15 protein-coding genes are annotated in these 12,490 nt (G+C 71.8%); 6 read left to right on the top strand and 9 right to left on the bottom strand.

Annotated elements, in window-relative coordinates; all coding sequences use genetic code 11:
* Window positions 1–13: 13 nt before the first annotated feature.
* Window positions 14–880 carry an acyl-CoA thioesterase gene (locus ACWC1K_RS42435; RefSeq protein ID WP_450838697.1) on the top strand — a complete coding sequence of 289 codons (867 nt, stop codon included), beginning with the start codon at window positions 14–16 and terminating at the stop codon, window positions 878–880.
* A 1-nt stretch (window position 881) separates the two neighbouring features.
* On the opposite strand, the gene ACWC1K_RS42430 is transcribed toward ACWC1K_RS42435, so the two are convergent.
* Both ACWC1K_RS42430 and ACWC1K_RS42425 read right to left on the bottom strand, forming a co-directional pair.
* Window positions 882–1,904, bottom strand: a complete 1,023-nt coding sequence (locus ACWC1K_RS42430; protein WP_450838695.1) for a DUF6397 family protein — start codon at window positions 1,902–1,904, stop codon at window positions 882–884.
* 126 nt (window positions 1,905–2,030) lie between these two features.
* Window positions 2,031–2,444, bottom strand: coding sequence for a roadblock/LC7 domain-containing protein (locus ACWC1K_RS42425; RefSeq protein WP_450838694.1), 414 nt, complete (start codon window positions 2,442–2,444; stop codon window positions 2,031–2,033).
* A 93-nt stretch (window positions 2,445–2,537) separates the two neighbouring features.
* Here ACWC1K_RS42425 and ACWC1K_RS42420 point away from each other — a divergent pair, with 93 nt between their 5' ends.
* Window positions 2,538–2,966 carry a PPOX class F420-dependent oxidoreductase gene (locus tag ACWC1K_RS42420; RefSeq protein WP_365836061.1) on the top strand — a complete coding sequence of 143 codons (429 nt, stop codon included), beginning with the start codon at window positions 2,538–2,540 and terminating at the stop codon, window positions 2,964–2,966.
* A 23-nt stretch (window positions 2,967–2,989) separates the two neighbouring features.
* Here the strand turns inward: ACWC1K_RS42420 and ACWC1K_RS42415 are convergent, their stop codons facing one another.
* The 5 genes from ACWC1K_RS42415 to ACWC1K_RS42395 form a co-directional block, all read right to left on the bottom strand.
* The gene (locus ACWC1K_RS42415) at window positions 2,990–3,595 is read right to left on the bottom strand and encodes a GTP-binding protein (RefSeq protein ID WP_450838692.1); all 606 of its coding nucleotides are present in this window, start codon (window positions 3,593–3,595) and stop codon (window positions 2,990–2,992) included.
* 63 nt (window positions 3,596–3,658) lie between these two features.
* Entirely contained in the window at window positions 3,659–4,072 is a 414-nt protein-coding gene (locus tag ACWC1K_RS42410; protein WP_450838691.1) for a DUF742 domain-containing protein, read from the bottom strand.
* A gap of 22 nt (window positions 4,073–4,094) precedes the next feature.
* Window positions 4,095–4,532 (bottom strand): roadblock/LC7 domain-containing protein, encoded by a 438-nt coding sequence (locus tag ACWC1K_RS42405; protein ID WP_450838689.1) that lies wholly within the window; start codon window positions 4,530–4,532, stop codon window positions 4,095–4,097.
* Entirely contained in the window at window positions 4,529–7,054 is a 2,526-nt protein-coding gene (locus ACWC1K_RS42400; RefSeq protein WP_450838687.1) for a nitrate- and nitrite sensing domain-containing protein, read from the bottom strand. Before ACWC1K_RS42400 ends, ACWC1K_RS42405 begins: the two co-directional genes overlap by 4 nt.
* A gap of 45 nt (window positions 7,055–7,099) precedes the next feature.
* Entirely contained in the window at window positions 7,100–7,876 is a 777-nt protein-coding gene (locus ACWC1K_RS42395) for an MHYT domain-containing protein (RefSeq protein WP_450838685.1), read from the bottom strand.
* Window positions 7,877–8,029: 153 nt separating this feature from the next.
* Here ACWC1K_RS42395 and ACWC1K_RS42390 point away from each other — a divergent pair, with 153 nt between their 5' ends.
* Window positions 8,030–8,629 (top strand): class I SAM-dependent methyltransferase, encoded by a 600-nt coding sequence (locus tag ACWC1K_RS42390; protein WP_450838683.1) that lies wholly within the window; start codon window positions 8,030–8,032, stop codon window positions 8,627–8,629.
* 3 nt (window positions 8,630–8,632) lie between these two features.
* Here the strand turns inward: ACWC1K_RS42390 and ACWC1K_RS42385 are convergent, their stop codons facing one another.
* Window positions 8,633–9,388: an alpha/beta fold hydrolase gene (locus tag ACWC1K_RS42385; protein ID WP_450838682.1), complete on the bottom strand. Its 756-nt coding sequence runs from the start codon at window positions 9,386–9,388 to the stop codon at window positions 8,633–8,635.
* A gap of 123 nt (window positions 9,389–9,511) precedes the next feature.
* Between ACWC1K_RS42385 and ACWC1K_RS42380 the strand changes: the two genes are divergently transcribed.
* Entirely contained in the window at window positions 9,512–10,036 is a 525-nt protein-coding gene (locus tag ACWC1K_RS42380; protein ID WP_450838732.1) for a PadR family transcriptional regulator, read from the top strand.
* Here ACWC1K_RS42380 and ACWC1K_RS42375 read toward each other — a convergent pair.
* Window positions 10,022–10,918 (bottom strand): oxygenase MpaB family protein, encoded by an 897-nt coding sequence (locus ACWC1K_RS42375; RefSeq protein WP_450838681.1) that lies wholly within the window; start codon window positions 10,916–10,918, stop codon window positions 10,022–10,024. The two genes, ACWC1K_RS42380 and ACWC1K_RS42375, sit on opposite strands and share 15 nt — an antisense overlap.
* A 99-nt stretch (window positions 10,919–11,017) precedes the next feature.
* On the opposite strand from ACWC1K_RS42375, the gene ACWC1K_RS42370 reads away from it, so the two are divergent.
* Window positions 11,018–11,314 carry a hypothetical protein gene (locus ACWC1K_RS42370; protein WP_450838680.1) on the top strand — a complete coding sequence of 99 codons (297 nt, stop codon included), beginning with the start codon at window positions 11,018–11,020 and terminating at the stop codon, window positions 11,312–11,314.
* Window positions 11,315–11,450: 136 nt separating this feature from the next.
* Window positions 11,451–12,314: a hypothetical protein gene (locus tag ACWC1K_RS42365; protein ID WP_450838678.1), complete on the top strand. Its 864-nt coding sequence runs from the start codon at window positions 11,451–11,453 to the stop codon at window positions 12,312–12,314.
* Window positions 12,315–12,490 lie beyond the last annotated feature (176 nt).

Below are 12,490 nucleotides of genomic sequence, written 5' to 3'. Positions count from 1 at the left end.
GAGAATCCCACGGATGACGAACCCGGCCGAGAGACTGGTCGACCTGCTCGACCTGGAGCAGATCGAGGTCAACATCTTCCGCGGCCTGAGCCCGCAGGAGTCCCTGCAGCGGGTCTTCGGCGGCCAGGTGGCGGGCCAGGCACTGGTCGCGGCCGCCCGCACCACGGACGGCGAGCGTCCGGTGCACTCGCTGCACGCGTACTTCCTGCGGCCGGGCCGGCCTGGTGTGCCGATCGTGTACCAGGTCGAACGGGTGCGGGACGGCCGGTCGTTCACCACTCGGCGGGTCACCGCCGTGCAGCAGGGCCGCACGATCTTCAATCTCACCGCCTCCTTTCACAAGCCTGAGGAAGGTTCCTTCGAGCACCAGCTGCCGCCGGCCCGCAAGGTCCCGGACCCGGAGTCCCTGCCGACCGTCACCGAGGAGATCCGGGAGCACCACGGCGAGCTGCCCGAGCAGTTGGAGCGGATGGCGCGCCGTCAGCCCTTCGACATCCGCTACGTGGACCGGCTGCGCTGGACCGCGGAGGAGGTCAAGGACGCCGAGCCGCGCAGCGCCGTGTGGATGCGCGCGGTCGGGCCGCTGGGCGACGACCCGGTCGTGCACACCTGCGCGCTGACCTACGCCAGCGACATGACCCTCCTGGACGCCGTCCGCATCCCGGTCCAACCCCTGTGGGGCCCACGGAGCTTCGACATCGCCTCACTGGATCACGCCATGTGGTTCCACCGGCCGTTCCGAGCGGACGAGTGGTTCCTCTACGACCAGGAGTCGCCGATCGCGACGGGTGGCCGGGGCCTGGCACGCGGGCGGATCTACGACGTCGAGGGCCGACTGCTGGTGTCGGTGGTCCAGGAAGGTCTGTTCCGGGCGCTGTAGCTCACGCAGTTCTACGGCGCAGCCAGCCCAGCAGGCCGTGTGAGCGTCCCGGCTTTCCGGGGACGGCATGGGCTTGTTCCACGGCCGTGGAGGGCATGGGCGGTGCCTGCGCCACGGCCGTCGGGGGCACGGGTGGGTCCTGTGCCGCGGCCATGGAGGGCATGGGCGCCTTGTGTTCCGCGGCCGCCGGCGGTGCGGGGCGTTTCTGTTCCGCTGCTTCCGCCGGCCTGGGCCTGGCAGTCGGCCGCGGCGCGGGCTGGAGTGCGCGCGCATGGCTGACTGCCTGTGCGAGATCGGCCCGCAGCCAGTCGATCTCGTCCGGGTCCTCAGCCAGGGTGAGGCTCTCGGCCAGGTGCGCGGCGGGCGAGCCCGGCGCGCCGTGCGTCTGCGGCCTGGGCCGGAACCGGTTCAGGTGGACCCGCTCGTAGGGGTCCTGGACGATCTCCGCGACCTGGACGGCGTCGAGGAGGGAGGCCACTGCCGCGGCGCACGCCCAGGGATGGCCGTCGGCCCGCCGCAGCAGGAATCCGAGGTGTCGCGAACGCCAGTTGCGGGGCCGCAGATCCAGCCCCGCCGCGAGCTGCTCCCGCGCACCGGTGGGCGTTCGGCCCTTCAGCAGCGGCGCGTTGTTCTCGTCGGCCGCGAACTGCCGTAGCTCTTCTGCCAGATAGAGCCAGACCACGGCGCTGTACCGGTTGAGATAGAACTTGACGGGCTTGACCACGCCGAGCCGGGCCAGCCGGGTGAACTTTCCGGGCGTCACCCGCAGAAGGGCAGCTCCTTCCTTCGTGCCCACGGTTTCGACGCGCTGCCTCAGGGCCTCGGGGAAGCCGTCCTCGGCGTGCAGTCGGTCGATCTCGGTGCGGGTGACCCGCCGGCCCCCGCCCCCTTCGTCCGGCACGGTGCGGATGCATCCGAGGTCCACGGCGAGGTCGAACTCGCCTCGCCTGAGCCCCAGTTCGCGTGCCGCGCGGCTCGGCGTGCAGGAGGTGCTGTGCGGTGGTGCGACGGTGTTGCCTGACATGGCCGGTCTCCCCCGTGGAGTCTGTGGCTCGCGTCGTTCGCGCGGCCTCGGGAAAAACCGTAGCCGCTTCGGCAGATCTCGTGGCGAGCCTGTGGATAACTCCACAGGAGAGGGCAAATGTGCAGGTCAGGCCTCTGTGGTCGGGGTTCGCTCGGGTTGCCTGGTCTCCACGCCGAGGTGTTCACCGACGCGGTTGACCAGCAGGGTCATCTCGTAGGCGATCTGGCCGATGTCGGCCTCCGCACCGCTGAGCACGCACAGACAGCTGCTGGCGCCCGCGGCGGTCACGAACAGCACCGCGTCGTCGAACTCGACCATCGTCTGGCGCACTCTGCCCGCGCCGAAGTGGCGTCCCGAGCCCTTGGCCAGGCTGTGCAGTCCGGACGAGACGGCGGCAAGATGCTCGGCGTCCTCGCGCCGCAGCCCCGTACTCGCTCCCGTCACCAGGCCGTCGTTGGACAGGACCAGCGCGTGCCGTACGTGTTCGACGCGCTCGGTCAGGTCGTCCAGCAGCCAGCCAAGTCCCTGGTTCTGCGCCATGATCCGGTCTCCCCGTGTGATGACTCCCCCTGGCCGGAGGATCTCCAGGCCAGCCTTCACCACGACCGCGGCGCGGGCAAGGAGGATAGGGGCATGGCGCAGAAGATGACCGACAAGGAATGGCGGGACTTCGTCTCGCACGGCACCCGCACCGGAAAGCTGGCGACCGTCCGGGCCGACGGCAGTCCGCATGTGACCCCGATCTGGTTCGTGCTCGACGGGGACGACGTGGTGTTCAACACCGCGAGCACGAGCGTGAAGGGGCGCAATGTCGTGCGTGACGGCCGGGTCGCGCTGTGCGTGGACGACGACCGGCCGCCCTTCGACTTCGTCGTCCTCCAGGGCCGGGCCCGGATCTCGGAGGACCTCGACGAACTCAGGCAGTGGGCCGCCCGCATCGGGGCGCGCTACATGGGCGAGGAGCGTGCCGAGGAGTTCGGGGCCCGCAACGGGGTGCCTGGAGAACTCCTCGTCCGGGTCACGGTCGACAAGGTGCTGGCGGAGAAGGCCGTCGCGAGCTGAACGGGGCGCCCGCCGGAGTTCCGTCAGCCGACCGAGTCGAGCAGCCGGGCGGTGTGCATCCGCCCGGCGTACTCGACGAGCCGGATCAGTACTTCCTTCCCCGAGTCGCGGTCACGGGCGTCGCACAGCACCACCGGTGTTCCACGGTCGAGGTCGAGGGCGCGTGAGACGTCCTGGGCACCGTAGGCGCGGGCGCCCGTGAAGCAGTTGACGGCGACCACGAACGGGATGTGTCGGTGCTCGAAGTAGTCCACCGCCGGGAAGCAGTCCTCCAGGCGTCGGGTGTCGGCGAGGACCACGGCGCCCAGGGCTCCTTGCGACAGTTCGTCCCACAGGAACCAGAAGCGGTCCTGGCCCGGTGTGCCGAAGAGGTACAGGGAGAGGCCGGACCTGATGGTGATGCGTCCGAAGTCCATGGCGACGGTCGTGGTGACCTTCTGGTCCACGCCGTCGGTGTCGTCCACCAACTGGCCTGCCTCGCTGAGCAGTTCCTCGGTGCGCAGCGGCCTGATCTCGCTGACCGCACCCACCAGGGTGGTCTTGCCCACGCCGAATCCACCGGCGACCAGGATCTTCAACGCCAGCGCGGCCGTCTCGCCGCCCTGCGCGTCGGAGTGCTCGGAGACCATCGATCACTTCTCTCGGGAGTACCGGGTTGCCCCGTACGGGACCGGGTGGTGGTGAACTTTCATCTACAGCGCCCGCAGCCCTTCGATCACCTCGCGCAGAATCCGTTCGTCAGGAAGCTGCGCGGGCGGTACGGGACGGCTGACGGTGACGCAGCCGAGTTCCAGCAGGTCGCCCAGGAGGACCCGGACCACGCCCACGGGCAGGTCGGCGCCCGCGGCGAGTTCGGCTACGGACTGGGTCTCGGTGCGGCACAGGTCGATCAGGGCCCGGTGTTCCGGCCCGAGCCCGGTGTCCCCGTCGACTCCGGGTGCGCCGGCGTCCAGGGTGACCAGGGCGATCAGGTCGAAGCGGACCCCGGTGGGGCCGGGCCTGGTGCGTCCGCCCGTCATGGCGTACGGGCGCACGAGGGGCCCGGCCTCGCCGTCGTACCACTGGCTGCCCGGCTCGGGCGGGGTGCCGGTGCTGTCCGCGTTCATGTGCGCGCGCCACCCTCGGGTCTCATCGGGCGGCCGGCGGCCGCGCTGCGACACGGGTCGGCGTGTGGAGATGCTCGCCGACGCGTTTGACCAGTCGTGCCATCTCGTAGGCCACCAGGCCGATGTCGGCGGTGACCGCAGTGAGTACGGCGAGGCAGGAGCCATCGCCCGCGGCGGCCACGAACAGGAAGCCGTCGTCCATCTCGACCATGGTCTGGCGCACACCGCCGGCGCCGAAGTGCCGTCCCGCGCCCTTGGCCAGGCTGTGGAAGCCGGAGGCCACGGCGGCGAGGTGTTCCGCGTCCTCGCGGCGCAGGTCGGACGAGGCGCCCACGGCGAGTCCGTCGTTGGAGAGCACCACGGCGTGCCGTACCTCGCTCACACGCAGCACCAAGTCGTCCAGCAGCCAGTCGAGCTCGCCGGATCGCCGGTCGGCCCTGGTGCTCGGGTCCTGGATCATGCGCGGTCTCCTTCGCTGCTGCTGTCGCTGCGCGGTGTGGGATCCGGTCCCACGCCGCGTCCGGGTTGCCTGCCGCCGCCGCGTGTCCAGCCGTCGCGGTAGGCGGCCATGCGGTCCCGCACGATCTCGGGGGTGCGCCGGTCGTCGCGGGCGGAGGCCGGCGCGTGGGCGGGCTCCTCGGGGCGCTGTTCGCGCAGTTGGGGGGCGAGACTTGCCTGGCGTACCCGGCGGGGCAGGTCGTCGGACTCTTCGGTGTCCTCCGGGGGACGGTGCAGGCGCAAGGTGGTGACTCCGGGTGGTGGGGTGTCGGACGCCGTGTCCGCCGCGGCCGGCGCGTGGGCCACCAGCGCGGGCCGCTCGGTCGTCGCCGGGACGGAGTCCTGGTGCGGGCGGCCGTCGGGCACGCGCGCGTACTCGCCTTCCGCCGGCCGCTGCGGGTCCGCGGCCTTGCCGGGGGAACGTTCCGCCGCCCCTCCGTGCAGCAGGGCGGTGGGCAGCAGGACGACCGCGGTGGTGCCGCCGTAGGGGGAGGTGCGCAGGTGCACCTTGATGCCGTGGCGGGCCGCGAGCCTGCTGACCACGAAGAGGCCGAGCCGGTCGCTGTCGAAGAGGTCGAGGGCCTCGGACTGTTCGATGCGTCGGTTGGCCTCGGTGAGGGTCTCCGGGCCCATGCCCAGGCCGCGGTCCTCGACCTCGATGACGTAGCCGTTGCCGACGGGTTCGCCGATGATGCGCACGCGCGTGTGGGGTGGCGAGAACTGGGCCGCGTTCTCGACGACCTCGGCCAGGAGGTGGGTGAGGTCGGCGACGGCCGAGCCGATGACGGCCGCCTCGGGGAGCTGTCGTACCTCCACGCGCGCGTAGTCCTCGACTTCGGAGACGGCCGCGCGCACCACGTTGGTCAGGGACACCGGCATGCGCCAGGCCCGGCCGGGTGCCGCTCCGGACAGGATGATCAGGCTCTCGGCGTGGCGCCGCATGCGGGTGGTGAGGTGGTCGAGGCGGAAGAGGTCGCTGAGCTCGTTCGGGTCGTCGGAGCGGCGCTCCATGCTGTCGAGGAGGCTGAGTTGGCGGTGGACGAGGACCTGGCTGCGGCGGGCGAGGTTGACGAAGACCCCGGAGATGCCGCTGGCGAGTTCGGCGCGCTCGACGGCGGCCCGCAGGGCGGCGCGGTGGACCGTGGTGAGGGCCTCGGCGACCTGTCCGGTCTCGTCCTCGGCGGGCGGTCCCGGTGGGGCCTCGGCCTGGATGTCGATCTCCTCGCCGGCACGCAGCTTCCGCATGGCCTCGGGGAGGTTGCGGCGGGCGATCTCCAGGGCGCTGTTGCGCAGGCTGACCAGTTCGACGACGAGGCCGCGTCCGATGCGGACCGAGATGACGAGCGAGGCGGCCACCGCGGCAAGGCCGAAGAGCACCGCGGCGCCGCCCGGGGTGAGCAGGCCGCGGGTGAAGGGGTCGGCGCGGTGCGCGACGCTGCTCCCGGCGTCCTGCTCGATCGTCCGCATCCCGCCCTGTACGCGCGCGTGTGACGTGTTCCAGTCGGCCTCGGGTGCGGCGGCGATCGCGCGTCCGCCCGGGGCGGCGGTGAGGATCCGGTCCTCCGTGCGGCTCAGGGCGGCGTAGTCATTGCCCTCGGCGAGGGTGCGCCAGGCGGTGCGCTCGGGGCCGCTCAGGTCGGCGACGGCGGCGTCGGTGAGCGTGCGGCGGGTGTCGACGGCTCCGGTGAACAGCCGTAGCCGCTCGCCGCTGAGTCCATGGGTCAGGCGGGCACCCGAGAGCACCGAGTCCTCCTGGGCCAACGCCTCGCCCGCGCGGGAGAATTCGAGCAGCACGCGCGCGTCGGAGCCCAGATCGGCGTCCTGGATGCCGGTGAGCGCGCCGCCCACCGCGAAGGCGCTGTTGATGGCCTTGGTGTACTGCCCGTACGCCATGGCCCAGTTCGCGCGCCGGTCGAGCACCGCGGCGCGCAGGGAGCGCAGTTGTTCGGCGCCGGCGACGAAGGTCTTGAGCCGCTGGGAAACCCCGGAGGGCAGTTCCTCGCTGTCGGCGACGGTGTTGTGGTCCCCGAGCCGCAGCCCTGCCACGGCCTGGTCGGTGCGGTCCGCGAGCTTCTTGTAGTCGTCGCTGCGTCCGGCCGAGGGGGCGGTCGCGGAGCGCACGGCGGCCGAGCGCTCGGCCTGCAGTGCGGCGACGACCGTGGCGACCGGGGTGCGGATCTGGGCGTCGACGCGCTGCAACTGCCGTAGCCGGGCGACGTCCTGGGCGGTGCTGACGGTGGCGTACGCCCACAGGGCCAGCAGCGAGACGACCGGAACCATCAGCAGGCACACGATCTTCGCGCGGACGGTGCGCGGCCGTATTCGCCAGCGGCTCCCGGGCGCGGGGGCGTCAGCCGGAGCCGCGCCCGCGGGCTCGTCCGGGACCTCGTCGGCGGGCGGGCCTGCGTGGGCCCGACGGCCGCGCACGGGGGGCTGGGGCGGCGCCTCGGGGCTGGGGCTGGGGGTCCTACGGGGTGTACGCATGGCCTCCTCGCTCGGGAGTGGTCGGGGCGGGCCGGGCCGTCGCCGCTAGTGGGCGGCGGCGCTCTGGACCGGCCGCTGGGCCGAGGCGGATGCCTCGCGCTCCCCGGTCGTCGGCGACAGCGCGACGAAGGCCGAGGTCAGGAACAGGTAGGAGCCGAGGCCGACGGCGAGGGGGAAGATGAACTGCATCGCCGTGGCCCCGGGCAGGGCGTGGCCGGACGGTGTGACGTGGACGCGAACCGCGAACATCGCGGTGTAGTGCATGCTGGCCACCGCGGCGCCCATGATCAGGGAGGCGACGGTGACGGCAATGGGCGACTTGATGTTGAGCCCCGCCCACAGGGCCGCCGTCGCCGCGACGACGGCGATCAGGACGGAGAGTGCGACGAGCGCCGGGTCGTAGCTGACGTGACCGTGCAGCCGCACGGCGGCCATGCCCAGATAGTGCATGCTCGCGACGCCGATCCCGGTGGTCAGTCCGCCGAGGAAGAGCGCGCGCGTGCGGTCACGGCTGTAGCCGACGGCGAAGACGCCGGCCCAGACGACGATCATGGCGACGAGCAGGCTCACGATGGTGAGCGGGACGTCGTAGCGGATGTCGGTGCCGCTGACGCCGAAGCCGAGCATGGCCACGAAGTGCATGGTCCAGATGCCGGTGCCGATCGCGGAGGCCGCGGTGATCAGCCAGTTGCGGCGCGAGCGCCCGGTGGCGCCCAGCGCGCGGACCGTGCAGCGCAGTCCCAGCGCGGCGCCTATACAGGCCATCACATACGACAGTACGGGGGTAAGCCAGCCGAAGGTGGCGTGGTCCAGGTGTCCCATGGCCCCGGGACGCTAGTCCCGGTAGGGGCGCACCAAGGGCGCGCATTTCGAAAGCTGTTGGAATATGACACAGAGAGGTACCTGAACGATCGCGCCCCGCTCGAACGTGTGCACAGCGGCGCCCATCCGTTTCGGTGAGGGATCATGCGGAACATGAGCGACGACCACACACATGTCCAGGAATTCTTCGGCGCCCGCGCCGCCGACTGGGACAGCCGGTTCCCCGACGACGGTCCCGCCTATGCCGCCGCGGTCACCGAGCTCGGGCTGCGCGAGGGAGACCGTGTACTGGACGCGGGCTGCGGCACGGGGCGGGCCCTGACGCCGCTGCGCGCCGCCGTGGGGCGCGCGGGAGTGGTCGTCGGAGCCGATCTCACCCCCGCCATGCTCCAGGCCGCCGTACGGGCCGGAAGGGGCCACGACGGGCAGCTGCTGCTCGCCGACGTCGCCGCGCTTCCGTTGCGGTCCGAGGCGCTGGACGCCGTGTTCGCCGCCGGGCTGATCGCTCATCTGCCCCAGCCGTCTCAGAACCTGCGGGAGTTGGCCCGCGTCGTCCGCCCCGGCGGCACGCTGGCGCTGTTCCACCCGATCGGCCGGGCGGCACTGGCGGCACGCCAAGGACGCGAGATCACTCCGGACGATCTGCGCGCGGAGCCCAACCTCCGTCCGCTGCTGGCGGGTTCGGGCTGGCGGATGACCTCGTACGTCGACGAGGACGCCCGCTTTCTGGCGCTGGCCGTGCGGGAAGGCTGAGTCTCAGCGGCGGCCCGCGACGGCTGCCGCGAAGGCGTCGGGGTTGTCGAACATGACGTTGTGGCCCGCACCGGGCACCGTCACCACCCGCACCCCTGCCGCCTCCAGGGCTTGCCTGCCCGGGAGTTCACCGCTCAGCTCGCCCTGCAGATAGACGCGCTCGATCGGCAGCTGTTCGAGGATGCTGCGCATGACGGGCTCGGAGCCGCGCCGCAGGCCGACGGCCGAGCGGTGCAGGGCGCGCGGATCCGCCAGCCGCATGGTCGCCGCCCACAAGGGGCCCACCTCTTCCAGTACGCGCGCGTGGTGCCCGTGCACGAACGCGTCCTCCTCGTGGGCGGCAATGCCGCTGCTGCCTGCAGTGGGCGGAGGGAAGGCATCGAGGTTGGCCTCGGTGAGCACCAGCCGGGCCACCAGGTCGGGCCGCCGATGGGCGAGCACTATGGCGATGGCCCCGCCCATGCTGTGGCCCACCACCTCGACTCCCGTCAGGCCGCTCGCGTCCAGGGCGGCGGCCAGCGCGTCGGCGTGTTCCTGGAGGGTGTAGCCGAAGTGTTCCGGGCGGTCGCTGATGCCGTGCCCGGGCAGATCGACGAACAGGCTGCGCCGGCCGGCGAGCTCCGCCCGGGCCGCGATGTGCGCGTGGTACACGGCCGACATCGCGCCCAAGCCGTGCACGTACACGCGCGCGGGTTCTTCGCCCGGCGTCTCCGTCCAGCGGATGCAGCTTCCCTTGCCGTCGAACTCGGCCTGCTTCATTGCGTCCTCCCCGATGCGCCACGGTCACTCTCGACTCGGCCGCAGAATACCTCGTTATCGAGGTATAGCGAAGCCGATATATAGAGCTGGCGATGTACAGCGCCCGTGAGCGAGAATGCGGGCATGCTGGAGCTGGCCATCCTCGGATTCCTGTACGACGCCCCGCTGCACGGCTACGAGCTGCGCAAGCGCATCACCGCGCTGACGGGGCATGTGAAACCCGTCGCCGAGAGCACGCTGTATCCGGCGATCAAGCGCATGGAGAAGGCGGGTCTGCTGGCGCGCGCCACGGAACCCGGCGCCGTGGCCGCCCCACGTCACGTCCTGACACTCACCGAGGAGGGCAGAGGTGAGCTGCGCCGACGGCTCGCCGAGCCCGACCGGCGCGACATCACCGACGAGAACCGGTGGTTCACCGTGCTCGCCTTCCTGCGTCACCTCGACGACCCGGCGGCGCAGGCGGCTGTGCTCCGGCGCAGGCTGGCCTTCCTGGAGGAACCGGCGAGCTTCTTCTACGAGGGTGACCGGCCGCTGCGCGCCGAGGAGCTGGAGGATCCTTTCCGCCGCGGGCTGCTGACCATCGCGCGGGCCACGTCCCGGGCCGAACTCACCTGGCTGCGCGAGACGATCGGGTCACTCGAAGACTGATCCGTTCACGCGACGCACGGGACATCCGCGTACCCCGGGAACCGGGCTGGTGCCCAGTTCGTTCAGCTCGTAGCCGTTCGGATAGCCCTTGACCTCCCAGTTCTGTCGCGCGTAGTGCGGCGCGCGCCGGGGCGGAAGGAGGCGCACGATGCGTCCACGCGCCCGTACCGCGCGGCGCACCAGTGCGCGGGTGGCGGCGTTCGGGGGCGGGTAGCGGAAGGCGCTCAGGAGGTGGTCGTCGAGCAGAGCGAGGATCGAAGTGCGCAGGAGAGGGGCGAGCGGGCGCGGGTACCAGGAGGCCATCAGTGCGAGGGTGGCGTCGGAGACACGGCGGGCGTTCTCGTCCCAGTCGAAGTGGGCCTCTTCGTAGGCGTCGAGGCAGGCCTCGAACTCCTCGTAGGACTCGGGGATGTCCCTGATGCCCATGTACCGGCCCAGCGTGCGGTAATGGACGGCGGCGGCGACGGTCTCGTGCCGCGACAGCCGGCGCCATCCGTACGCGTCGATCCACCGCTTGGGCATGACGACGAAGGTGCACAACACGTAGCGCATGTCGTCGTGGGCGATGTCGTAGCTGCGGTGCATCTGGTTGATGCGGCGGATCGCCGTGTCGGCCTGTGGGCTGCCGAAGCCGTGCTCCACGACGGCGTCGAGGAGCAGGGTGGTGTCGTCGTAGCGCTTCTGGGGCCGCCGGGTGAGTTCCGCCGTCTCGGCGAGCAGCCGCCCGATGCCGGGTACGGCATAGGTGCGGTACAGAGCCAGTTCCAGGGATCGGGTGAAGTCCCAGGGGAACTCGTAGGCCGCGCTGAGCCGGTAGATCTCGGAAGCGTCCTTCTCGGGGTCCATCCGCCGGATCTGTTCGAGCCGCTGGAAGCGCTTCACCGTGGCGCCCCCCTTCTGCCGCCGGAGGTCCAACTCTACGTTGAACAGCAGGGGATGACAGGTCGGCCAGGGCAACCACGCAGGGGGAAGGTGGTCAGCATGTTGGGCAGGGTGCGCAAGTCCTGTGCGAGGTTCCTCAACGCCGTTCGCGCGGACATCGGCGACGGCCGGGACAAACGTCCACACAATCTTTTCGAAGCCGCGGCCGCGTACGTCTCGGCGTGCGCGGAGGACGACCAGGACCGGATCGAGGAGGCGGCGGGCTGGGTGTCGCCGGAGGCGCTGTCCTTCGGGGTCAACGAGCTGGCGTGCCGTGCGGTCATCGCGCTGGCGCGGGAGCGCGACGAGTCACCGGGGACGGTGGCCCGTGCGCTTCTGGGCCTCCCGGCGACCTGAGGCGTCGGGTCGGAAGCGGTCGATTCGCCCCGTCCAGCCGGAAAACTGCAGCTCCGGGTGTGCCTGTGAGTCGTGACAAGCTGCTTCCGCTCGCACTAGGGTGCGCGCGATCGGATGAATCGATGGGGAGGCTGGGATGGCCGGGACGGACGAGGACGCCGTCGCCGCCGCGGACGATGCGCTTTATGTGCTCACGGCGGTACTTCTGACGCCGGCGAAGTTCCCGAGCGTGCTGGGCGACGACTATCCGGAGGCCTGCGCGGCGCTCGGCCTCGCGCCGCTCGCCGACGGATACGGCCTGGTGCTCGGCCAGGACGGTGACGGCGCCCGGTGGACGGTCGTGGTCGACGACGTCTCTCTGGTCGCCGTCGCGATCGCGTCCTGGGACTGCGGGATGGAGTACGACCTGTCGCCGGACGAGCGCTCGGTCGTGTCCGCGCTGCCGGGCTGGCCGCTGGCGGTCGCCGTGGCGGCTCCCGGTGTGCCCGCGCCGCACGATCCCGACCCCGAGGTGGCGGACGGTCCGGCGCTGACGCCGCCGGACACCAGCAGGTGGGGGCCGGCTCAGCGGCGGCTGGGTGCCGACGAGATCGCGCTGCAGTGGGCCGTGTGGCGGGAGCAGATCGACGACGCCGCCTTCTCGAGTGCGGACGGGGCTTCCGAGTCCGCGCAGGACGCGGGGAACGAAGACGCTCCGGCAGCGGCGGGCGAGCCGGCGGACGGGCGGCCGGGGCACGGCGGGATCCGGCGCGTGCTCGCCGAGGCGCGCGCGTATGTGGACACTCCGCCGCCCCTCGGCCGGGTCCGGTCCTCGTTCGCCCCGGGCGACGCGCGGACCCTGCGTGCCGACGGTCCGGGCTGGTCACTCGTCGCCCGGACCGACGACATCGCGTTCGTCCTGCTCGACGCGGAGCCCGGCGAGGTGCTGCCGGTCGGCCGCGGGCCGGAGCTGCCGGGTCTGCTGGAGGCGCTCGACAAGATGGCCGTGCGGCCCAGTTGAGGCAGCGCGGACCCGCGCCTCGGCACGCGCTGCCGGGGCGGGGGCCCGGAGCCGCTCCTCCAGGGGGCTGACGGGCTCGTCGGCCTGCGCCTGGGCGAGGCAGGTCGGCGAACAAGACCTCCTTCAGGGGTCGGGCATTCCCGGGGCGGGGCCGGGCGTGAGGCAGTCGGGGCAGG

Source organism: Streptomyces sp. NPDC001492, from assembly GCF_053597275.1.
This window is presented reverse-complemented; position numbering and strand designations above follow the sequence as displayed.